Annotated in this window: 23 protein-coding genes; 14 read left to right on the forward strand and 9 right to left on the reverse strand. The window is 64.1% G+C overall.

Going from position 1 to position 22,164, the window contains the following annotated elements; genetic code table 11:
* Positions 1-6 precede the first annotated feature (6 nt).
* The 5 genes from EL2594_RS08355 to EL2594_RS08375 all read right to left on the reverse strand — a co-directional run bounded on the left by EL2594_RS08355 (position 7) and on the right by EL2594_RS08375 (position 7,737).
* A complete protein-coding gene (locus EL2594_RS08355; RefSeq protein ID WP_011414609.1) occupies positions 7-936 on the reverse strand; it encodes a DUF5996 family protein in 930 nt (309 codons plus the stop codon).
* A gap of 12 nt (positions 937-948) precedes the next feature.
* The gene (egtD, locus tag EL2594_RS08360) at positions 949-1,935 is read right to left on the reverse strand and encodes an L-histidine N(alpha)-methyltransferase (protein WP_011414610.1); all 987 of its coding nucleotides are present in this window, start codon (positions 1,933-1,935) and stop codon (positions 949-951) included.
* A complete protein-coding gene (gene egtB / locus EL2594_RS08365) occupies positions 1,935-3,191 on the reverse strand; it encodes an ergothioneine biosynthesis protein EgtB (protein ID WP_041685879.1) in 1,257 nt (418 codons plus the stop codon). The genes egtD and egtB overlap by 1 nt, the downstream gene beginning before the upstream one ends.
* Before the next feature lie 115 nt (positions 3,192-3,306).
* Positions 3,307-4,683, reverse strand: coding sequence for a class II 3-deoxy-7-phosphoheptulonate synthase (locus tag EL2594_RS08370; protein WP_011414612.1), 1,377 nt, complete (start codon positions 4,681-4,683; stop codon positions 3,307-3,309).
* A 111-nt stretch (positions 4,684-4,794) separates the two neighbouring features.
* Positions 4,795-7,737: a M16 family metallopeptidase gene (locus EL2594_RS08375; protein ID WP_011414613.1), complete on the reverse strand. Its 2,943-nt coding sequence runs from the start codon at positions 7,735-7,737 to the stop codon at positions 4,795-4,797.
* Between the two features lie 80 nt (positions 7,738-7,817).
* On the opposite strand from EL2594_RS08375, the gene EL2594_RS08380 reads away from it, so the two are divergent.
* From EL2594_RS08380 to EL2594_RS08435, 12 genes are all read left to right on the forward strand, one after another.
* The gene (locus tag EL2594_RS08380; RefSeq protein ID WP_011414614.1) at positions 7,818-8,396 is read left to right on the forward strand and encodes a NifU family protein; all 579 of its coding nucleotides are present in this window, start codon (positions 7,818-7,820) and stop codon (positions 8,394-8,396) included.
* Positions 8,397-8,418: 22 nt separating this feature from the next.
* Entirely contained in the window at positions 8,419-9,027 is a 609-nt protein-coding gene (locus EL2594_RS08385) for a malonic semialdehyde reductase (RefSeq protein ID WP_011414615.1), read from the forward strand.
* Positions 9,028-9,046: 19 nt separating this feature from the next.
* On the forward strand, positions 9,047-9,673 hold the full coding sequence (gene tsaB / locus EL2594_RS08390; protein WP_011414616.1) for a tRNA (adenosine(37)-N6)-threonylcarbamoyltransferase complex dimerization subunit type 1 TsaB: 627 nt from the start codon (positions 9,047-9,049) through the stop codon (positions 9,671-9,673).
* Positions 9,670-10,125 (forward strand): GNAT family N-acetyltransferase, encoded by a 456-nt coding sequence (locus tag EL2594_RS08395; RefSeq protein WP_011414617.1) that lies wholly within the window; start codon positions 9,670-9,672, stop codon positions 10,123-10,125. Before tsaB ends, EL2594_RS08395 begins: the two co-directional genes overlap by 4 nt.
* A gap of 148 nt (positions 10,126-10,273) precedes the next feature.
* Positions 10,274-10,714, forward strand: a complete 441-nt coding sequence (locus EL2594_RS08400) for a MucR family transcriptional regulator (protein ID WP_011414618.1) — start codon at positions 10,274-10,276, stop codon at positions 10,712-10,714.
* A gap of 95 nt (positions 10,715-10,809) precedes the next feature.
* Positions 10,810-11,232: a Fur family transcriptional regulator gene (locus tag EL2594_RS08405; protein ID WP_011414619.1), complete on the forward strand. Its 423-nt coding sequence runs from the start codon at positions 10,810-10,812 to the stop codon at positions 11,230-11,232.
* Positions 11,222-12,148 carry a lysophospholipid acyltransferase family protein gene (locus tag EL2594_RS08410; protein ID WP_011414620.1) on the forward strand — a complete coding sequence of 309 codons (927 nt, stop codon included), beginning with the start codon at positions 11,222-11,224 and terminating at the stop codon, positions 12,146-12,148. The genes EL2594_RS08405 and EL2594_RS08410 overlap by 11 nt, the downstream gene beginning before the upstream one ends.
* A 50-nt stretch (positions 12,149-12,198) precedes the next feature.
* The gene (gene miaB, locus EL2594_RS08415) at positions 12,199-13,539 is read left to right on the forward strand and encodes a tRNA (N6-isopentenyl adenosine(37)-C2)-methylthiotransferase MiaB (protein WP_011414621.1); all 1,341 of its coding nucleotides are present in this window, start codon (positions 12,199-12,201) and stop codon (positions 13,537-13,539) included.
* Positions 13,540-13,646: 107 nt separating this feature from the next.
* A complete protein-coding gene (locus tag EL2594_RS08420; protein WP_041685202.1) occupies positions 13,647-14,678 on the forward strand; it encodes a PhoH family protein in 1,032 nt (343 codons plus the stop codon).
* A 13-nt stretch (positions 14,679-14,691) separates the two neighbouring features.
* Entirely contained in the window at positions 14,692-15,177 is a 486-nt protein-coding gene (gene ybeY, locus EL2594_RS08425; RefSeq protein ID WP_011414623.1) for an rRNA maturation RNase YbeY, read from the forward strand.
* Between the two features lie 86 nt (positions 15,178-15,263).
* Positions 15,264-16,133, forward strand: a complete 870-nt coding sequence (locus EL2594_RS08430) for a hemolysin family protein (protein ID WP_011414624.1) — start codon at positions 15,264-15,266, stop codon at positions 16,131-16,133.
* Positions 16,134-16,197: 64 nt separating this feature from the next.
* Positions 16,198-17,082: a LysR substrate-binding domain-containing protein gene (locus EL2594_RS08435; RefSeq protein WP_011414625.1), complete on the forward strand. Its 885-nt coding sequence runs from the start codon at positions 16,198-16,200 to the stop codon at positions 17,080-17,082.
* Here the strand turns inward: EL2594_RS08435 and EL2594_RS08440 are convergent.
* From EL2594_RS08440 to EL2594_RS08450, 3 genes are read right to left on the reverse strand one after another with little or no spacing between them, the layout of a single operon-like run.
* On the reverse strand, positions 17,066-17,374 hold the full coding sequence (locus EL2594_RS08440; protein ID WP_011414626.1) for a hypothetical protein: 309 nt from the start codon (positions 17,372-17,374) through the stop codon (positions 17,066-17,068). The genes EL2594_RS08435 and EL2594_RS08440 overlap by 17 nt on opposite strands.
* The gene (locus EL2594_RS08445; RefSeq protein WP_011414627.1) at positions 17,374-18,324 is read right to left on the reverse strand and encodes a hypothetical protein; all 951 of its coding nucleotides are present in this window, start codon (positions 18,322-18,324) and stop codon (positions 17,374-17,376) included. Before EL2594_RS08445 ends, EL2594_RS08440 begins: the two co-directional genes overlap by 1 nt.
* Positions 18,325-18,342: 18 nt before the next feature.
* Positions 18,343-18,804 (reverse strand): peptidylprolyl isomerase, encoded by a 462-nt coding sequence (locus EL2594_RS08450; protein ID WP_011414628.1) that lies wholly within the window; start codon positions 18,802-18,804, stop codon positions 18,343-18,345.
* A 128-nt stretch (positions 18,805-18,932) separates the two neighbouring features.
* Between EL2594_RS08450 and mgtE the strand changes: the two genes are divergently transcribed.
* On the forward strand, positions 18,933-20,381 hold the full coding sequence (gene mgtE, locus EL2594_RS08455) for a magnesium transporter (RefSeq protein ID WP_011414629.1): 1,449 nt from the start codon (positions 18,933-18,935) through the stop codon (positions 20,379-20,381).
* A gap of 335 nt (positions 20,382-20,716) precedes the next feature.
* On the opposite strand, the gene EL2594_RS08460 is transcribed toward mgtE, so the two are convergent.
* Positions 20,717-21,658, reverse strand: coding sequence for a cyclase family protein (locus EL2594_RS08460; RefSeq protein ID WP_155806020.1), 942 nt, complete (start codon positions 21,656-21,658; stop codon positions 20,717-20,719).
* Positions 21,659-21,724: 66 nt separating this feature from the next.
* On the opposite strand from EL2594_RS08460, the gene EL2594_RS08465 reads away from it, so the two are divergent.
* Positions 21,725-22,114 (forward strand): DUF1489 family protein, encoded by a 390-nt coding sequence (locus EL2594_RS08465; RefSeq protein WP_011414631.1) that lies wholly within the window; start codon positions 21,725-21,727, stop codon positions 22,112-22,114.
* Positions 22,115-22,164 lie beyond the last annotated feature (50 nt).

Genomic DNA, 22,164 nt, shown 5'->3' on the forward strand with positions numbered 1-22,164 from the left:
GTGGGGTTAGACCTCTTGCGTGGGGCGACCGTAGCTGGCGCGGCTGGTGGCCACATCGTCGGGCCAGTCCATCAAATGCGCGGCGGCCTCATAGGTCGATTCGAGGAAAGTGAGCAACCGGTCTTCCGGATCGCTTGCCGCAGCGACATCGGCGTAGGGCAGGACGAATTCGCCAAGTTCGTCGTGCCAATAGGCAGCATCGGGCGCGACCTTAGCGTCGCCCAGCCCATCCGGCGAAGGATAGGCATAGGTATAGAAGGCCGCTTCATCCACGTCGCCCCCGCCGAGCCAGAATCCTGCGCTGATGACCTCGTGGCTGTAGGCTTCGCGCGTCACGCGGTCGGGCAGGTTGGGAAAGCCGCCCGGATGAGGCGGTGCGCGGCGACCGGAAAAGCGGGTCACGGCGAGGTCGAAACTGCCCCAGAACAGGTGGCTAGGAGAAGACTTGCCGAGATAGGCGGCGCGGAAGCGGCTGAAGGCGGCATCGGCGCGGCTGAAGGCGCCGTGTGCGCGAGCGATGACGTCCGGGTCCCAAGCGCGCTTGCGATCGTCGTCCTTGAAAGGAATGACCTCGGGCAATTCGTTCGGCGCGCCATGAAGCGGTACTGGCAGGCCGAGAGCGGTCAGCGCGTCTGCGAGCTCGCCGTGCAGCGCAGCGACGCTTTGGCCGGTGACGGGGATGATGCGGACTGCCTTGCCGTCGCAATCGACGACGATGTTTGATCCCTGGCAGTCGAACTCGACCGAGAAGATCCTGTTATTCGCGGCGATGGTGCGCGTGACGAACCCGCTTGGCGTAATCTTAAGCGCGACATGCCAGCCGTGGTTTTCCCACGGATGCAGCCGCGTCGGCAGCTTGCCGATCAACTGCAAGTAGAGATGGGCCGAGTGGTAGACATCCTGCTCCGCGGCGAAATCCAGTCTCGGCCAGTCCATCGCATTATTCCTCTAGGGCGCGCTTCGCGGGATCGACGCCTCGGCGAGGATCAGGCTGAACTGCTCCGCGCTGTCGAGCCAGCGCGCGACCGGGGTCCAGCCGCCCGCCAGCAGCAGGGTATGCGAACTGCGGCGGGTGAACTTGTGGCTGTTCTCGGTGTGGATGGTTTCGCCTGCGGACATGGTAAAACGCTTGCCCGCGACCTCGAAATCGAGGTCGGCTTGCGCGACGAGATGCATCTCGACCCGGGCGAAATCGTCGTTCCAGCGCGCTTCGTGGCGCAAATGCTCGACGGGGATCGTCCCGCCCAGTTCGCGATTGATGCGGCGGGCGAGGTTGAGGTTGAATTCACCGGTCACGCCCTTGCCATCGTCATAGGCAGCTTCGAGGACTTTCGGATCTTTCACGAGGTCCATGCCGATCAGCAGCATCGAGCCTTCACCCAGGGTTTCGCGCATGGTGCGCAGCAGGTCGACTGCTGTGCGCGGGACCATATTGCCGATGGTGGAGCCGGGGAAGAAACCGAGATGCGGCATATCGGCAACCGCTTCGGGCAGTTCGACCCGGCGCATGAAATCCGCCTCGACCGGATAGACCGGAAGATCGGGAAACTTCCTGCCCAGCGCATCGGCGGCTGCGCGTAAAAAATCGCCTGAAATGTCGAGCGGCACATAGGCGGCCGGTTCGATCTGGTTCAAGAGCAGCGGAGTCTTGACCGACGAACCGCTGCCGAACTCGACCACCGCCCGGCCCGGCCCGATCGCTTCGGCGAATTCGCTGCCGCGTTCGCGCAGGATTTCGGTCTCTGCACGCGTCGGATAGTATTCGGCGAGATCGGTGATATCCTCGAACAGCTGCGATCCGGCATCGTCATACAGCCAGCGCGCGGGGATCGCCTTCTGCTCTTCCGACAGGCCCTGCAGCACGTCTTCGCGGAAGGCGCGGTTTACGCCATCGTCATCGATGTCGACCAGGCGCAGGTCGTTGTTGGCAGGCATCAGAGATCCTTGGCAAGGCGCAGGCCAGTGAACTGCCAGCGCTGGTGGGGATAGAAGAAATTGCGATAGGACGCGCGCGAATGGCCGCGCACGGTGGCACAGCTCGCGCCGCGCAGCACGACCTGCCCGCTCATGAACTTGCCGTTATATTCGCCGACTGCGCCAGAGGGCGCCTCGTAACGCGGATAGGGAAGATAGGCGCTGCGGGTGAACTGCCAGCAATCGCCAAACAGCCCTTCGGAGCCGGTCGGGTGCGGCGGGGCCGCTTCGTCAAGCTGGTTGCCACCTGCCGGATCGTGCGCGGGCGCTTCCTCGGCATGCTGGCCGCGCGCCACGGCTTCCCACTCGAACTCGGTCGGCAGGCGCGCACCGGCCCAGGTAGCGAAGGCGTCGGCCTCGTAGAAGGAGATATGCGTGACCGGCGCGCTCGGATCGCGATCGACCCAGCCCTGCAAGGTGAAGTGCTCTTCCCCGCGCCAGTAGTCGGGCGATGCGATGCGGTGCTCCTGCACCCAGGCCCAGCCGTCCGACAGCCAGAGCGAGGCGGTTCCGTAGCCGCCATCTGCGATAAACTCCGCCCATTCGCCATTGGTGACGAGGCTGCTGGCGAGCGCGAAGGGTTCGAGCAGCACGCGGTGGCGCGGGCCTTCATTGTCGAAAGCGAAACCCTCGCCATCATGGCCGATCAAAGCGATTCCACCGGGATGCTCTTGCCATTCGCGCACTCGCTCGGCCGCCGCTTGTTGTGAGCCCTCCCACATCGGCGGGCCGAGCGGGTTCTGGAACAGGCCGTGCTTGATATCGGTCAGCAGCAGTTCCTGGTGCTGCTGCTCATGCGCAATGCCGAGCGTGATCAGCGGCTGCAGATCTTCGCGGCCCAGCAGGCGCTCCATCGCCTCGGTCACCGCGCTGCGATAGTCGAGCACTTCGGCAAGGCTAGGGCGCGAGATCATCCCCCGGTCGCAGCGGGTGTGCCGCGCACCTTCGGCCTCGTAATAGGAATTGAACAGGAACGGCCATTCAGCATCGTACAGCCGATACCCCTCGGCATGGTCGCGCAGCAGGAAGGTTTCCCAGAACCAGGTCGTATGCGCCAGATGCCACTTGGCAGGGGAGGCATCCTCCATCGACTGGATCATCGCGTCCGCTTCGCTCAATGGCGCCGCCAGCGCTTCGGTCAGCGCGCGGGTTTTGCGAAAGCTGTCAGCAAGTTGGGGCTCGTCCTGCGCCGAGCTGCGCAGCCTCTCCTGAGCCATGGTAGGGTCTCCCTTGGCGACCGGTCCAACCGCACCATGGCGGAGTTCCATGACTATTGAAAGGCTTAGACTCCGCAGTCGTTCCCGTTTCCTTGAAGCGAAGTCGCGCTGCGCCCTACGCCGCGTCGGCCTGCTGCTGTTCCTTGGCGGCAAGCTGCAGCATGTCGGCAATCGCAAAGGCGAGTTCGATCGATTGCGCGGCGTTGAGGCGCGGATCGCAATGCGTGTGATAGCGGTCGCCCAGCGCTTCGTCGGTGATGGCGACCGCGCCGCCGACGCATTCGGTCACGTCCTGCCCGGTCATTTCCAGGTGGATGCCGCCGGCATGGGTGCCTTCGGCGCGGTGGACATCGAAGAACCCGCGCACCTCGGTCTTGATCCGGTCGAACGGGCGCGTCTTGTAGCCGCTGTCGGACTTGATGACATTGCCGTGCATCGGATCGCAGCTCCACACCACCGGATGGCCTTCGCGGGTGACGGCACGGACCAGCCTCGGCAGCCCGGCCTCGACCTTGTCGTGCCCGAAACGGCTGATCAGCGTGATGCGCCCCGCCTCGCGGGCCGGGTTCAAGTCGTCGAGCAGCTTGAGCAACACGTCCGGCTCCAGGCTCGGCCCGCATTTGACGCCGAGCGGGTTGCCGATGCCGCGCATGAATTCGACATGCGCACTGCCTTCGAAGCGGGTGCGGTCGCCGATCCAGAGCATGTGCGCGCTGGTGTCGTACCAGTCGCCGGTCAGCGAATCCTGCCGCGCCATCGCCTGTTCGTATGGCAGCAACAGGCCTTCGTGGCTGGTATAGAAGCTGGTGCCCTGCAATTGCGGCACTGTCGCGGGATCGACACCGCAGGCTTCCATGAAATCGAGCGCTTCGGTGATCCTGTCGGCCATTTCGCCGAAGCGATCGGCCCATGGGCTGCGACCCATGAAATCGAGCGTCCATTGGTGGACCTGGCGCAAATTTGCATAGCCGCCGCCGGCAAAGGCGCGCAGCAGGTTGAGCGTGGCGGCAGCCTGCGAATAGGCCTTCACCATGCGTTCGGGATCGTTGCGGCGCTGGGCCGGGTCGAAATCGATCCCGTTGACGTTGTCGCCGAAATAGCTCGGCAAGGTCATATCGCCCTGCGTTTCGGTGTCGGAACTGCGTGGTTTGGCGAACTGGCCCGCCATGCGCCCGACTTTCACCACCGGGAGTTTGCCGGCAAAGGTCAGTACCACCGCCATCTGCAGGATCACGCGGAAAGTGTCGCGGATGTTGTTGGGATGGAATTCGGCGAAGCTTTCCGCGCAATCGCCGCCCTGCAGCAGGAAAGCCTCGCCATTGGCGACCTCGGCGAGATCGGCCTTGAGCGCGCGCGCCTCGCCCGCGAAAACCAGCGGCGGATAGGCAGCCAGCGTGGCTTCCGCATCGCGCAATGCAGCGGCATCTTCGTAGGTCGGCAAGTGCCGCGCTTCGAAGTTCTTCCAGCTATCCGGGGTCCAGTTGCGAGCCATTATGTTCCGTCTTTCAGCAATTCGGCTGGCAAGAATACGGGCAGGCGACTGCCTTTCGCAAGCGCAATAAAGCTTGGGTCCGGCCAAATGTGGGTGCTTCGCCGTCCTGACTTACCGCCCTGAAGGCGTGACAGAGGGCTGCGCCGCGCCGCCGCGCGCCAGCTCCTGGCCTTGCGGAATGACCGCGACGCGATAGCCCGGGCGCGAGGTCAGGTAGCGCCGTGCGAGAGCCTGCATCGCCTCCGGCGTTGTCTGCGAATAGTCCGCCAGCAGGCTGCGGATCGCCAGGACCCGACGCGGATCGTAGGTCGCCCCGGCGAGCTGGAACATCCAGAACTGGTTGCCGGTCGAAGCACGGCGGATCAGCTGGCGCAGCGGTTCGGTCACGCGATTGAGCTCGTCCGCGCTCGGCGGGTTGGCGGCAAGATCCGCCGCAATCGATTCCGCCGCGGCGAAAAAGGTCGGGACGTCCTCCGGCTTGAGCTGGGCGAAGGCAGTGATGGTCCCCCCGGTCTGGATATCGACCGGCCATTCCGCCACGACTTGTGGTGCGTAGCTTGCCCCTGCGCGTTCGCGCATCTCTTCAAGCAATCGGTTGCTGAAGAGCTGGGTCAGGATTTCCAGCTGACGGGATTCGGTAATGTCGTCGACCCCGCCCCCGCTCGGCCAGGCGATGACAGCCGCCGCCTGGTTGTCATCACCGCGATGCTCCAGCACGGTGGTGTCGCCGCCCTGCGGGAAGCCGGGCAGACGCGCTTCGGCGGCAGCCGGGATCGGCTCGCGCGGAGGCAAGGCGCCGAAGGTTTTCTGAAGCGCTGCGACGGCTTCGTCGCGATCGAACTCGCCGTAAATGATGACTTCGACCGGCCCTTGCCTGAGCAGCGGCTCCCACACCGCCCGGAAACCTTCGGGCGTGGTCGTTTCGAGCGCCGAGGGATCGGGCGTGGCAAAGCGCGGATCGCGGTCGCGCAGCAGGAAATCGAGATCGCGATTGAGCAGGCCCCCCGGGCTGGTCGAATAGGATTCATAGGCCAGGCTCGCTGCGGCCTTGGCCCGGATAAAGGGGTTCACGTCCCAGCGCGGCATGCCGAGCTTGGCAGCGAAAAGATAAAGCTGGTCCTCGAGATCCTGCCCGCGCGTCTGCGCGGCGAATTCGAACACAGCGTCTTCGATCGCGAAGTCGAAACCGAGCTTGCGCCCGGTGGCGATGCGATCAAGCTCTTCCTGCCCCAATTCGCCGACACCAGAGCTCACCAGCGCGATCTCGCCGAGCTGGGCATAGGCCGCATCTTCGGGCGCGAAACCGCGATAGCCGCTGCCGAAGCGGACCTTGACCGAAACCCGGCCTGGTTCGGCATCGTTGGGCCACAATTGGGCGCGTATGCCGTTGGCCAGTTCGATCTGCTCGATCTCGAACAGGCCGAGCGGACCGCTGGCAGCGACGAGGCCGGGCTCGCCGATCGGCGGCAGGTCGTCGAAAGAAATGTCGCTCGCGGCCAGCCGCGCACTGTTATCGGCCGTGACCGGCTTCATCAGTGCGACACGTATTGCGGCATTGTCCGCCTCTCCGATGGTCGGCGTGACATAGACGGAGCGCAAGACATCGCCTTCGAACAGGGCCTGCGTGCGGGCCAGCAAGGCCTCGGGCGTGATGCGCTCGCGCATCCCGCGGAACACATCGAGCACAGTCTGCGGAGATGCCGTCGTTTCGCGGATATCGACCGCTTCGACCAGATTGTCCGCCAGCCGCGCGCCAGGGGCGACTTCCGATTCATCGACCAGCGCCTTGAAGGCGACATCGAATTCAGCGACTTCGCGCTCGATCTCTTCCTCGGTCGGCGGACTGGCCAGCGCATCGGCGATCACGCCGCGCACATCGGCCAGCGCGGTTGCCCAATCGCCGGACAAGGGCGCAAAACTCACGAAAGTTGCATCGCTGCTGCGGCTGACGTCGTCCTGCTGGACCTGGGCGTAGAGGTAACTGCCCCCGCCGCGCGCCCGCGCTTCCAGCCGCCGGTTGATCAGCGCCTGTGCCAGCGCGTCCATCAACAGGCCTTCGTTGTAGACGATCGTATCTTCGACCGGCCGCCAGGGTCGCATGATCGCGTAAGTGTAGTTACGCGGCAGGTCCGGCTCGACGATCACGCGGGTTTCGCCCACCGGCGGATCGCCCATGGCTTCGTCGGGCGCGACCGGATCGCCGAAATCCGGATCCTCACCGCCGGCGCCTTCGCCCTGCCAGTCGCCGAAATATTGTTCGATCAGCCGCGCGAACCGCTCGGCCTCGGCATCGCCAGCGATCACGATCACCGTTTCTTCGGGCCGGTACCAGCGGCGGTGGAAAGCGGACAGGGCTTGAGCCGTCGCCCCGGTCAGCGTCTCTTCGGTCCCGATCGGCGAGCGCACCGCGAGCCGCTGTCCGGCAAACAGCGTTTCGCGCCGCGCATCGGCGACACGGCGGGCGGCCCCGCCGGATTCGCGCTTTTCGGCCAGCACGATCGGTACTTCCGCCGCGACATTGGCGGCATTGATCACCGGCTCGCGGATCATGCCCGAGAGCAGGCGGAAGCTTTCTTCCAGCTTGGCATCGTCGGCGGCGGGCAGGTCGAGCTTGTAGACCGTGCTGGTCGGGCTGGTCACCGCATTGGTGTCGCTGCCGAAAGTGGCACCGAGCCGCTGCCAGGTCGGGATCGCCTGTCCGGCGGCGAGATACTTGCTCTCGCGGAACAGCAAATGCTCGAGCAGGTGGGCGAAGCCACGCTCCTCGTCGCGCTCGTGCAGGGACCCGGCATCCACCCGGATGCGGATCGAGACCTGTTGCGGCGGCACACCATTCTCACGCACGGCATAGCGCAGGCCATTCGGCAGCTCGCCGAATTTCCATTCGCGGTCGACCGGGACATTGCTGCCCTCGTAAAGCCACGGTGTCTCGTCCTCGCCCTGTAGCGAAGCGGGGCGTTCCTGCGCGATATCCTGCGCCGGCAGGGGCGCGGCGAGGAAGGCTAGCGGAGCGAGGAGCGCGAGCGGCCTGACGGCGCGCGAAAATCTGATCATGGCGCGGACTATAGAAACACTATCGGTGAAGGGATAGTGAATAGCTTGTTCGCGCGTCGCCCCGTCCCTACATCGTGAGCATGTTCATAGAGACCGAAACGACGCCCAATCCCTCGACGCTCAAGTTCCTGCCGGGGCAGCAAGTCATGCCTGGCGGAACGCGCGAGTTCACGTCGCCCGAGGAAGCCGAAGCGAGCCCGCTGGCGCAGGCGATCTTCGATACAGGCGAAGTGACCAATGTATTCTTCGGCAGCGACTTCGTGTCGGTTTCCGCCGCGCCGGGTGCCGACTGGAGCAGCCTCAAAGGCATGGTCGTCTCGATCCTGCTCGATCATTTCGTTTCGCAGGCCCCGCTGTTCGTCGGCGGCGATGCCAGCGGCATCTCCGTTCCCGCCGAGGATGACCTGCTGGTCGAAGAAAATGCCGACGACGCGGACATCGTCGCACAGATCAACGAATTGCTGGAAACGCGCGTTCGCCCTGCGGTGGCAGGCGATGGCGGCGATATCGCCTATCGCGGGTTCAAGGACGGCGTGGTCTATCTGACATTGCAGGGAGCTTGTTCGGGCTGTCCTTCTTCCACCGCGACGCTCAAGCAGGGTATCGAAGGCCTGCTGAAACATTATGTCCCCGAGGTCGTTGAAGTTCGCGCAGCCTGAATTTCAATCCCGAGGGGACTTCATGACCAAACAATTCCACGGCCACACGCTGTCCGACGACGCGCTCGACCAGATTTTCAACGAAGCGCGCACTTATAATGGTTGGCTCAACAAGCCGGTCAGCGAAGACCAGCTGCGCCATATCTACGACCTGATGAAGATGGGGCCGACTTCGGCCAACATGCAGCCCGCGCGGCTCGTTTTCGTCACGTCCGAAGAAGGCAAGACCAAGCTGTCCGAGCTTGCTTCGGAAGGCAATCAGGACAAGATCACGGCCGCGCCCGTCACCGCGATCATCGGTTACGACATCGACTTCCACGAGGAACTTCCGTGGCTCTTCCCGCACGCCGACGCCAAGAGCTGGTTCGAAGGCGACGAGGAAGCGCGCAAAGCCAATGCGAAGCGTAATTCGGCGCTACAGGGCGCCTATATGATTATCGCCGCTCGCGCACTGGGCCTCGATTGCGGGCCGATGTCGGGCGTCGATCTCGACGGGATCACCGAGCACTTCTTCGCCGACCAGCCGCGCGTGAAGGCCGACTGGGTCTGTTCGATCGGCTACGGCGATCCGGACACGATCTTCGATCGCAGCCCGCGGCCCGAATTCGGCAAGTTTACCAGCTTCGCCTGACGCAGTAAGGGCGGGCGCGATGAAAACGCTCGCCATAGATTGCTCGACCGAGGCCTGTTCGATCGCGCTGTTCGATGCGGGCGGACTCGTCGCGCACGATCATCGCATTCTGGGCCGCGGCCATGCCGAGCAACTGGTGCCGATGATCGAGGCACTTCCCGGCCATGGCAGGGCCTGGCGTATCCTCGTTGCGCTCGGTCCCGGCAGCTTCACCGGCATCCGCATCGGTATCGCGACCGCCCGCGCACTCGGCCTGGTGTGGCGCAGCGAGGTGCTGGGCTACCCGACGCTGGCGCTGGTCGCCGCCATGGCCATCGAGCAGCAAGGCAGCCAGCCGGTCGATGTCGCCATGCAGGGCGGCCATGGCGAGTGGTTCGTCCAGCCCTTCGGCGCAGGCGGCGCGCCCGAGAAAGACGTGCGCTCGCTCGACCCCGAGGTCGCTGCCCGGGATTCGCAAGCGGAGCTGATTGCCGGAACGCAGGCGGAAGCGCTGGTTTCACTGCGCGGCAGCGGCACGGCGCTGCCCCTGCATCCGGACGCGCGGTTTACGCCGCACATTCCGCAGGCGCTCCTCGTTTCCCACTTGCGCCCGGTGTATGGCAGGGCGCCCGATGCTAAAACCGTCGCGGAGCGCAGGCAGGCGTGATCGACGATCTCGACCGGATCATGGCCGTGATGGAGGTCGCCTTCGACCCGCAATGGGGCGAAGCCTGGAACCGGCGGCAGATCGAGGGTTCTCTGGTGCTGCCGACGACCCATTACCGCCTGCTCGGATCGGACGGCCAATCGCCTGCCGATGGTGAACCTGCCGCCGCTTTTGCTTTGGTACGGGCCGCGCCGGGCGAAGAGGAGCTGCTCCTGATCGGCGTCGTTCCGGAAGAAAGGCGACGTGGGCTTGGCGCGCAGCTTCTTGAAATCCTTTGCGAAGACGCTCGCGCACGCGCAGCCGACCGGTTGTTCCTGGAAATGCGCGAGAACAATCCGGCGCAGCGCCTTTACAGGGCTTGCGGATTCCACCCGATCGGTCGGCGTAAAGAATACTACAAGACGTCGGATGGGATGCGGATAGACGCAATTACATTTGCCAAATCTCTTTAACTGATCCGATCCAGAACGATTTTTTTCTTGGTTTATTCACAATCGAGCGTGCTGCACTTGCAAGTTGTGACGAAAGGTTCCATGGAATTGGACGGGTGATTGGAAAACAGCCCACCCGAATTTCGATCGCAACGAAGTTGAGGACAATATGGAAACCCTGGAATCCGACATGTCGGAGGCGTTGATTACGCTTACGTCAGATATCGTCGCTGCCCATGTCAGCAATAACAATGTTACCGTTGAGGACGTGCCTGCTCTCATTACCAGCGTTTACGGAGCGCTGTCGGGTCTCGGTAAAGACGAAGCCGCCGAAGAAGTACGGCCTGACCCGGCCGTTTCTATCCGCGCGTCGGTCAAGAAAGACCACATCGTCTGCCTCGACTGCGGCAAGAAGATGAAGATGCTCAAACGTCACCTCATGACCGAACACGGAATGACCATCGACGAGTACAAGGCGCGCTGGAACCTCGGGGCCGATTACCCGATGGTCGCGCCCGATTACGCGGAAACGCGCCGCACCCTGGCCAAGAAGATCGGCCTCGGTCGCAAGCCCGGCCAGAAGCGTGGCCGCAAGAAAAAGACAGCCTGACCTGTTGATCCGATGAGAGTGGGTGAAAGCGCCCGCTTGAGTGCAACGCCCCGGCCCTCTAAGGGTTCGGGGCGTTTCATTACCGGAGAGACGGGTTGCCCGAACGGATCGATCTCGAACAATTGTGTGCCGACAAGGGCCTGCGCATCACCGAGCAGCGCCGCGTCATCGCAAAGGTGCTGTCGGAAAGCGACGATCATCCCGATGTCGAGCTGCTGCACGAACGCGCCAGTGCGGTCGATCCGAAGATCTCCATTGCGACCGTCTATCGCACCGTGCGCCTGTTCGAAGAGGCCGGCATTCTCGACCGGCACGATTTCGGCGATGGCCGCGCCCGCTACGAGCCCGCTCCCGAAGCGCATCACGATCACCTGATCGATGTGGAAAGCGGAAAGGTCGTCGAATTCGTCGACCCCGAACTCGAAGCGTTGCAGAAACAGATCGCCGAAAAGCTCGGCTATCGCCTGGTCGACCACCGCATGGAATTGTACGGCGTGCGGATAGGCCGTGACGACTGAGACAAAGACCGTGGCAGGAACCGGCCAAGGCAAAGTGAAGCGCCGTCACGACCCCTTGCGCAACGAATGGCGACACCGCGCCGCGGCAGCCAAAGGTGTGCCGACGCCGCTCAATTTCATGGAGTGGGTGCGTTTTGTCGTTCGCACCGCGCTCATCGCCCTGGCGATGCTTGTCTGCGTACCGCTGCACTACCTCTATCGCATCGTCGCATACGGTTCCCCCTTCCCGATGTGGTTTCTCGGGATAACGGCCCGCATCTCCGGGGCGAAGGTCAAGGTGCACGGGACACCGCTGCGCCGCGACGTGTTCTTCATCGCAAACCATGTCTCTTGGCTCGATATCCTGTCGCTGGCCGGCGCGAGCGGGACGGCATTCGTGGCCAAAGCGGAACTGGCCGAGGCACCACTGGTCGGCTGGCTGTGCAGGATGAACCGCACTGTTTTCGTGAAGCGCGAAAACCGGCTCGGCGTCGCCGACCAGATCAATCAACTGCGCGAGGCGCTGATGGACAATTGGTCGGTCACTGTCTTTCCTGAAGGCACGACCACCGACGGACATTCGCTGCTGCCGTTCAAATCCTCAATGCTGAGCGTCCTCGAACCGCCGCCGCCGGGTGTCCTGGTCCAACCGGTGGTGCTGGATTACGGCGCAGTTGCCGAGTGGATCGGGTGGATCGATAACGAGAGCGGCGTCAACAATTTCAAACGCGTACTGTCGCGGCGGGGAACGTTCGACCTGCATGTCCATTTCCTCGATCCCTTCAGCCCCGAGGATCACCGCGGGCGCAAGGCCATCGCCGCCAAGGCCCGCGAAATGATCGAAGCAAAGCTCCAGGAATGCCTTGGTCATCCGGTTCGGCCCTTCAAATTCAATGTCGAGCCGATCCGCTACAGCGCGCCCGAATTTATCGAGTAGCCGCTCTGCTCTTGGAATGGCCGCGCGGTTGGCCTAAAGGCGCGAGCCTCATGAAACCGACCCATTCTCCCAAGACCTACCGGGTCAAGAGCTTCGGCTGCCAGATGAACGTCTATGATGGCGAGCGCATGGCTGAGATGCTCGATGAAAAAGGCATCGAGCCTGCGCCCGAGGGCGAGGATGCGGACCTGGTCGTCCTCAACACCTGCCACATTCGCGAGAAAGCGGTCGACAAGGTCTATTCCGATATCGGCCGACTGACCAAAGGCAAGACGCAGACCAAGGCCCCCATGATCGCCGTCGCAGGCTGCGTCGCGCAGGCCGAGGGCGAAGAAATCATGGCGCGCGCCCCGGCGGTGTCGATGGTGGTCGGGCCGCAGGCGTATCACCGCCTGCCCGGCATGATCGACGCAGCGGTCGCGGGCAAGCGCTCGACCGACACGGACATGCCGGCAGACGCCAAGTTCGCCGCGCTACCCAAGCGTCGCAAGTCGGCCCCCAGCGCCTTCCTGACGATCCAGGAAGGCTGCGACAAATTCTGCACCTATTGCGTGGTGCCCTACACCCGCGGCGCGGAAATCTCGCGGCCGTTCAGCGCCCTGATCGACGAAGCGAAGAAACTGGTCGAAGCGGGCGCGAAGGAAATCACCCTGCTGGGGCAGAATGTCAGCGCGTGGACCGGTGAGGATGCCAAGGGCCGGGCTCTCGGCATGGCAGGCCTGATCCGCGAGCTGGCCAAGGACCCCGACCTCAAGCGCGTCCGCTACACTACCAGCCACCCGGCCGACATGGATGACGAGCTGATCGCCACCCATGGAGAGGTCGAAAAGCTGATGCCCTATCTCCACCTGCCGGTGCAGAGCGGCAACGATCGCGTGCTCAAGGCCATGAACCGCAGCCACACGGCGGAAAGCTATCTGCGGCTGCTGGAGCGTTTCCGCGCCGCGCGGCCAGACCTCGCGCTATCCGGCGACTTCATCGTCGGCTTCCCCGGCGAGACCGAGGCCGAGTTCGAGGACACGCTGAAGATCGTCGACGAAGTCCGCTACGCGCAGGCCTACAGTTTCAAATACTCCCCCCGCCCCGGCACCCCCGCTGCGACGATGGAACGTCAGGTCCCCAAAGAGGTGATGGACGAGCGGCTGCAGCGCCTGCAAGCCGCGCTCAACCGCGACCAGGCGGCATTCAACGCTGGCAGCGTAGGGAGAACCTGCGAAGTCCTCGTCGAGCGCACGGGCAAGCATCCCGGCCAGTGGCTCGGCAAATCGCCATGGCTGCAAAGCGTCTGGTTCGACGGAGACGTCGCGATCGGCGATCTCGTGCAGGTCGAACTGGTCGAAGCGGGACCGAACTCGCTGGCGGGGCAGCTGCTCGAAACCGTGGCCGCGTGACAGCCGGATTACTTTCCCCAGCCCCGTTCGCCTCGCAAACTTGCACCCCGCCGCCATCGGCGTAAGCTTCCGACTCGAAGCCAGCGAAAGGAACGCTCCGAGCACCTATGGGCCGTAAACCCACCCGTAAATCCGATCCGGTGCTGTCGCCCGATCCGGTCGCCATCAGAGAAGTCCGCCGCGCCAAGGTGGACATGGATTTCGAGAACCAGTCGCTTCTCGTGCCGCTGTTCGGACAGTTCGACGCCAACCTCGTCCAGGTCGAGAACCGCTTGGGCGTGTTCATCGCCGCGCGCGGGGATCAGATCCAGATCGAAGGGCCGGAAGACTCGGTTGCGCGCGCACGCGATGTCCTGAGGGCTATGTATGATCGGCTGGCCATCGGGCAGGATCTGGATGCAGGCGCGATCGAATCGATGATCGCCATGTCCGACGAGCCGACGCTCGACGGGATCGTGAGGGGCGAACCGGAAGGCCCGCCGATCATGATCCGCACCCGCCGCAAGACCATCGTGCCGAGGAGCGCGATGCAGGCGACCTATATGCGCAGCCTCGTGCGCGACGATATTATTTTCGCATTGGGGCCGGCTGGTACCGGCAAGACCTATCTCGCCGTGGCACAGGCCGTCAGCCAGTTGATCAACGGCAGCGTCCAGCGCCTGATCCTGTCGCGTCCGGCAGTCGAGGCGGGCGAAAAGCTCGGCTTCCTGCCCGGCGACATGAAGGACAAGGTCGATCCCTATCTGCGCCCGCTCTACGATGCGCTCTACGATTGCATGCCGCCCGAACAGGTCGAGCGGCGCCTGGCCTCGGGCGAGATCGAGATCGCGCCCATCGCCTTCATGCGCGGGCGCACTTTGGCCGATGCTTTCGTCATCCTGGACGAGGCGCAGAACACCACGCGCGAGCAGATGAAGATGTTCCTCACCCGCTTCGGCCAGAACAGTCGCATGGTGGTCTGCGGCGACCCCAAGCAGGTCGACATCCCCGGCGGCGACCGCATGAGCGGCCTCGCCGATGCGGTCGGCAAGCTCGAGGGTGTCGACGGTTTCGGCACGATCCGGTTCACGGCCGCCGACGTGGTGCGTCACCCGATCGTAGGGCGCATCGTCGAGGCCTACGAAGGGCCTGTGGAGTAGTGGCTCGAAGGCTGTGAAGCTGGAAATCGAAATCGAACATTGGCCCGATGGCGAATGGGAATCCATCACGGGTGGCGCTGCCAAGGCCACAAGGGATGTCGAACCCGCCCTCGCCCACGCACGCCTTGAAACTTCGGTTCTGTTCACCTCCGACGAGCAAGTCCACGTGCTCAACCGCGAATGGCGCGAGCGCGACAAGCCGACCAATGTCCTTTCTTTTCCGATGCTCGATCGCGACAGATTGCGCGCGCTCGAGCCTGAGGGACCGCCAGAGATGCTGGGCGACATCGCGCTGGCCTACGAGACTTGTGCTCGCGAGGCAGAGGAGAAGGGCATCTCGCTTGAGGCCCACGCCACGCATCTGATCGTCCACGGCCTGCTGCACCTTGCCGGGCACGATCATGTCGATTCCGACGCACAAGCCGAGGAAATGGAAGCGCTGGAGATTGCAGCGCTTGCAAAACTGGGCATTGCGGACCCATATGGAGACCGCACATGATACTGCATTCGATTCAGGGAGCACGTTGAAGGGCCATGCCCGACAGTGACCAATCCGCCGGAGATGCGGAGAGTAGAAGCGGTCTGATGACCGCCTTTCGCAAATTATTCGACCCCCAGGCCGGCGACCGTTCGCTGCGCGCCCAGCTCGAAGAGAAGATCGACGAACACGAGGAAGACGAATCGTCGGGGCTCGAAGCGTCGGCCGATGGCGACCTTTCCCCCGTCGAGCGGCAGATGCTGCGCAACCTGCTCCATTTCAGCGAGCACGATGCGGACGACGTGGCCGTGCCGCGCGGCGAGATCGTCGCGGTCAGTGCCGCTGCAACCTGGCAAGACCTTCTCGACGTTTTCTCCGAGCACGGCCATTCACGCTTGCCGGTCTATCGCGACCAGCTCGACGACGTGATCGGGATGATCCACATCAAGGACGTCTTTCCCTACCTGACCAATGGCAAGGCGCCACCGGACGACTGGACGGTGCTGATGCGCCAGCCGCTCTATGTGCCTCAGTCGCGCAATGCGCTCGATGTGCTGGCCGACATGCGCCAGAACCGGATGCACCTCGCCATAGTGCTCGATGAATTTTCAGGTACCGACGGGATCATCACGATCGAAGACCTGGTCGAGGAAATCGTCGGCGATATCGAGGACGAACACGACGACGCGCCGGAGATCTGGATCGCCGATATCGGTGAAGGCATGTGGGATTGCGATGCCCGCGCAGAACTGGATGATGTTGCCGAGCAGATCGACCCGCGCCTCGCCGAAGTGGACGAGGCGGTCGACACGCTGGGCGGCCTCACGTTCGTGCTCGCCGAGCGGGTGCCACCGGTCGGAGAGGTCATCGAACACCCGAGCGGGTGGCGGATCGAAGTGACCGACGGCGACGAGACGCATGTCAAACGCCTGAGGTTGCACGCCCCGCAACGGGAAGAGGTCGTCGCCGAGAGTTAGGGCATTCGGACTACGGCCTTTCTACCTTCTCGACATTGCAATTTTTGCACCCCACATAGGGACCATGCCCCTGCGACGCCTCCCCCCGCTGCGCGCTCTCGAAGCCTTCATGCGCACTGTCCGCCTCGGCTCGGCCCGCGCCGCAGCGGAGGAACTCAATCTCAGCCCCAGCGCGCTGTCTCGGCGGATCGCCAATCTCGAGGAGTTCGTCGGCAAGAAGCTGTTTACCCGCGCCAAGCAGGCCATGGGCCTGACCGACGAAGGACACCAGTTCTACGAGGCCGTGAGCCCGCATTTCGAAGCGCTGCAACGCGCGGTCGAGGGGCAGTCGGACAATCTCTCGCTGCTGCGCCTGCGCCTGGGCGTCTTGCCGCTGTTCGGCAGCCAGCGCCTGTTCCCTCGCCTGGGCGAACTGCGCGCGCGGCATAAACTCCTGCATATCGATATCGATACCGGCCCGCATCTCGAAGACCGGGTCGGCGACACGCTGGATGCGGCGATCATCCTCTCGCGCGGGCCCGAGCGCGGCCTGCACGCCGTGCGGCTCGACGAGAACAAGGTGCACGCAATCTGCAGCAAGGAGCTTGCTGCGGATATCGGGACCAATCCCGATCAGGATACGCTCGCGAAGCAAACCTTCCTGATCCACAACGAGCTGCCCGAGAGCTTCATGGCGTGGAAGGACGAGCTCGACATGCGCGATCTCGATCCGGCGGCGATCGATCATTACGACAGCGGCCAGCTGATGCTGGAGGCCGCCGCACAGGGCCTCGGCATCGCCATCATGCATGACGACCACCTGCGCCGCGCCGATGACGACCGGCTGACCGAGCTGTTCGATCTCGATGTCGACAGCCCCTATAGCTACTGGTTCGTCTGCAAGCCGACCGCACTGGAAAGCCGCCCGGTGCGGCTGTTCCACGACTGGCTGGTCAACGCGGGTCTGTAACCGCGGCCCCGGCCTCCGTGCTGCGCCTGCCCAGCCGGAACTCGACCGGCACACATGCCATCCACGGTATCAGGACGGGCGAGACGAACATCAATCCGATCATATACCACTGCACCGCGGTGCCATGTTCTGGCTTTGGCGTCGCGAGATAGAAGGCGGTGTAGATCAGTACCGGAGCGACGATCGCCGACCACTGCGCGAACTTCCGGCGTGAACCCGCGAACCGCGAGATCGCATACCCTGCCACCAGGCCGATCGCTGCCGTGGCCAGTATGATGAGGACGGCGCGCATCAGTCGGCGTCCTGCTCGGGCGCGCGGGGGCGGTGGATGCACGGAACGTCCGATGTCGTGCCCGGCCCCGGATGCGGCTTGCCCGCCTCGCCGCATTCGACCGGCGGCTTGGCAATGCCGTTCGGCTCGACCAGCGCCAGCGCGGCGCGGCTCTCATAGGCGGCGATCCACGTCAAACAGTCGGCTAGCGGACGGATGCCGTGTTTTTTGCCGGCGTTGCGATCCGGCGCGCAATTGACCACCAGCATGTCGGCCGCCGGAGGCGAGCGATAGCGGCGCAGGAAGCGCAGAAATTCTCCGCGCTCGTTGATCGCCACCCGTTTGCCGTCATTGACTGTCGAGTCCCCGCGATAGAATGGCGAAACATTGAAGGTGTAGGCGGGGATGTCGGGGTTCTCGATTGAGATCTGCGTCGCCAGCGCCCCGCCCAGCGAATGGCCGGCAACGATAAGCTGCAAACCGGGATAATCCGCCGCCAGCCGCGCGCTCTCGGCGGCATAGACCCGCCGCGCGACCGCTATCTGGTCGGCGCGGATGGAACCCCGGATGATGTCGGTCGGGCTGGAGTATTCGGTGCCCCGGAATGCAAGCACGCGCGCCTTGCGCGCACCGCGCGCGAACGTGCCGCCGCGCTCGACAAGCTCGAATTCGTCGAATAGCGAATAGGCAAGCCCGTCGCGGTTCTCGCCCTCTTCAGGCGGGATGATCCCGACTTCTGCGAAGCGCGGGCCGAGTTCGGTATAGGTGTCCTCGTCCTGATAGGCGTTGCTCGCCAGCATGGCGTAGCCATAGCTGTCCGTCGCCAAGTCGCGCACGAAGCCGCACCAGCCGCCTGGCTCCATGCGGCACGGGCTGCGGGCCTGCGTGATGTCGGGATAGGTGACGCAGCCGCTCAAGGTCAGCAGCGCAAATGCCGCCAGCAGCTTCGGTGCGACCCGGGACAGCGTCACCTCAAGGCTCCCGCTGGATCAGGAAACGGTCGCTTTCACGATCTTCCCCGGGTTCGCCGGCGGCTCGCCCTTGGGCAAAGCGTGGACATGCTCCATGCCGGAAGTCACCTGGCCCCAGACGGTGTACTGCCCGTCGAGGAAATGCGCGTCCTCGAAGCAGATGAAGAACTGCGAATTGGCGCTGTCCGGATTTTGCGCGCGTGCCATCGAGCACGTGCCTTCGACATGCGGCTCGGCGTTGAACTCGGCCTTCAGGTCGGGCTTCTCGCTGCCGCCCATGCCGGTGCCGGTCGGGTCGCCGCCCTGCGCCATGAAGCCGGGGATCACGCGGTGAAACACCACGTCATCGTAGAAGCCTTCACCTGCCAGCTCGGTAATGCGTTCGACGTGGTCCGGCGCGAGGTCCGGGCGCAGCTTGATCGTGACGTCCTTGCCTTCGCCGTCGCCGGTGTCGAGCGTGAGGGTGAGGGTATCGGCCATGGGTATTCTCCGTTTGCCTGGTTCTTGCTCGCCCTGATCGCGGGCGGTGATGGATTGCGCGCTTCTCTAGCAGCCCGTGCGCATGTGTCACGGCTTGCTTTTCGGACCTCCGCGCCTAGAGCGAGCACATGTCCGACGAAACGCGCCTCGACGACGATGACGTGACGCTGGCCGAACGGCCGGAAGAGGCCGCGCGGCCCGACGACCGCTTGGACGACGAGCGGCTGGACGAGGAAAACACGCTCAAGCCCGACTACGTCCGCCGCGTGCGCGACGCGCTGGAAGCGGGCGAGAACGGTACGGTCTACGATCTGGTCGAGCCGCTGCATCCGGCCGATATCGCCGACCTGTTCGAATTGTGCGAGGCGGACGAGCGCGCCCTGCTGGCGGTCGCCATCAGCGACCTGATGGGCAGCGAGGTGATCGCCGAGCTCAACGACTACGTCCGCGAAGACATGATGGAAGCGCTCGACCCGGAAGCGGTCGCGACCATCGTCGAACAGCTCGAGACCGACGACGCAGTCCAGCTGATCGAGGATCTGGACGAGGAAGACCAGCAGGCCGTCCTCGCCGAGGTCGAAGCGGAAGACCGCGTCGCCATCGAAAGCGCGCTCTCCTATCCGGAGGAGACCGCCGGGCGCCTGATGAGCCGCAATTTCGTCGCGGTGCCCGAGCACCTGACCGTCGGACAATTGATCGACTTCCTGCGCGCCGAAGACGACCTGCCAACCGAGTTCTACGAAGTCTTCATCGTCGATGCCTCGCACCACCCGGTCGGCACCTGCGCGCTGGGTTGGGTGCTGACGACGCCGCGCAACATCGCCCTGTCGGATGTGATGAAGCGCGACCAGACCCTGATCCCGGTCATGCTCGACCAGGAAGAGGTCGCGCTGATGTTCCAGAAGTACAACCTCATCAGCGCCGCCGTGATCGACGAGGATGGCCGTCTGGTGGGCCAGATGACGGTCGACGATATCGTCCACATTATCTCCGAGGAAGCGGGCGAGGACACGCTGTTGCTTTCCGGCGCAGGCGATGGCGACATCAACGAGCCGATCCGCGATGCCTATTCCGCCCGCGTGCGCTGGCTGGTCGCCAATCTCGGCACGGCGCTGGTCGCGAGCCTTATCATTGCCGCTTTCGGGGCCGCGATCGAGAAGCTCGTCGCGCTCGCCATCCTGATGCCGATCGTCGCCAGTATCGGCGGCAATGCGGGCACGCAGACCATGGCGGTGACGGTGCGCGCCATCGCGACCAACCAGCTTACCCGGTCCAACACCGGGCGTATCCTGTGGCGCGAGACGCGGGTCGCGTTTCTCAACGGTATCACGATTTCGGTCCTGATCGGCGCGGCCACGGCGGCGATCTTCACCCCGACGCTCGGTGCGGTCATCGCAGCGGCCATGATCATCAACCTGCTCACCGCAGGCCTCGCCGGCGTACTGGTGCCGGTGGCGTTCGAGCGGCTCGATCAGGACCCGGCGGTCGCTTCCAGCGTGTTCGTGACGATGATCACCGATTCGATGGGATTCTTCGCCTTCCTCGGCCTCGCGGTGGCGAGCGGGCTGGCAAACTGACCGCTGGAGACATGGACCGCATGGACCACGGTCCAGGGGCGGAAAACCAGGGGGGCGCAGGGTTGGACGTGTCACTTTAAGAGTGACAGGTTGCGAGGCGAGAGTGACAGGTCCAGATGCACTTGCGAAAGGCATTGTCGGAAGATGCCAGAACTAATGGCCTGTAGGACAGCGGAGTCCTTCTCCCCGTGGGAGAAGGATGGCAAAGCTTGCTCCTGAAAGGAGCTAGCGCAGCCTGGATGAGGGTGTTGCACTTAGTGACCCTCACCCTAGCTCCGCTAGCCCGCTACGCGGCCAAGCTGCGCTACCCTCTCCCAAGGGGAGAGGGTGAGCCGCTACCTTATCGCCACCGGATTGATCACCGCCTGCACCGATCCCGCGAACCGCGGCTGGCCCAGCACGAAGAAAAATTCGTGCACGCTGTCCGCCGCCAGTCGCGACGTATTCATCGTCTCCAGAACGTAGATGCCGTAATCCACCAGCAGCATCTGGTGGACCGGAAACAGCGTGCCGTCCTCGAATGCCATCGTCTCCAGCGCGGCGCTGTCGGCGCCGATAGCCACGACGCCCAGATCCGCGAGGTAGCGCGCGCCATCGACATTGATGCCGGGTTGCCGGCCGATAAATGCCTCCGGATCTTCCTCCGCCATCGATAACCAGCCGGTGTTCAACAGCACCACATCGCCCGCGCGCACCTCGACGCCCTGCGCCGTCGCCGCCGCGCGGATGTCTGCGCTGCCGAAGCCTTGCATCGGCTCCAGCCGCTCGACGCCGAAATGCTTTGCCATGTCGATCATCACCCCGCGCGTGGCGATGGGCGGGATATGCTCGGTGCCGAGCTCCTTCATGCCGGTCGGGGTGAAGATATCCTCGCGCCTCAGGCCGCCATAGTGCACCCCGTCGCGCCCAATGTGGGCAAGCCCGTCCAGCTGGCTGCCGATCCCGACATGGGTCACCAGCCGGTCGTCATGCGCGGTGACCTTGTTGGTGCCCTGCGGGTCGCCGCCGTCGAAGGTCTCGATCCCGTAGCTGCGGCCCGGATAGGCGGGCGTGTCGGGCCCGGTGATCACGCCAAGCGCATAGACCTTGCCGTCCGTTACGAGCTGCGCCGCCTGCGCGGTCATCTCCGGCGTGACGGTGGTCACCATGCCGAGCCGCGGATCGGGCTCGCCTGTCTGCGCTGTTGGCGGCTCGTCTTCCGCAGAGGCCGTCGATCCTCCCGCAACCATGGCCAGCATTGCCACCGCAGACCAGGCTGCCTTCCACTTCGTTCGCATGTCGTTCCCCTCCCCCCGCCTTAGTGACGGGCTTGAAAAAGCGCCCTGTTGTGCCAGATCATAGCGATGCCGCTCAACCTGACCAAGATCGCATTCGGTGCGCAAAGCTATGCCGATATCGAGAAATGGTATGCGGCGCGGCGCAGCCCCAACCTGACGACCCGGTATCGCCCGACCAAATGGGAAAAGTGCATCGGCGGATCGCTCTACTGGATACACCAGCACAGTATCGTTGCCCGCAGCGAGATACTCGGCTTTTCGGAGACGAAAGACGGCCGCTGGTCGATCGACCTGAAGCCCGAACTGGTCCGTGTCCTGCCCCGACCTAAGCGCGCGCATCAGGGCTGGCGCTATCTCAAAGGCGAACCGCCGCGCGATCTCGAAGACGGCGAGGATATCGGCGACGCGCTGCCGGGCAAGCTGCAGTTGAAACTGCAGAAACTGGGGCTGGTCTAGGCGCAGGAATTAGGAACCTTAGCGCACCTTTTCCCGTTGATCGGGAAAGG

This window comes from Erythrobacter litoralis HTCC2594, from assembly GCF_000013005.1.
Lineage (GTDB): Bacteria > Pseudomonadota > Alphaproteobacteria > Sphingomonadales > Sphingomonadaceae > Parerythrobacter > Parerythrobacter litoralis_A.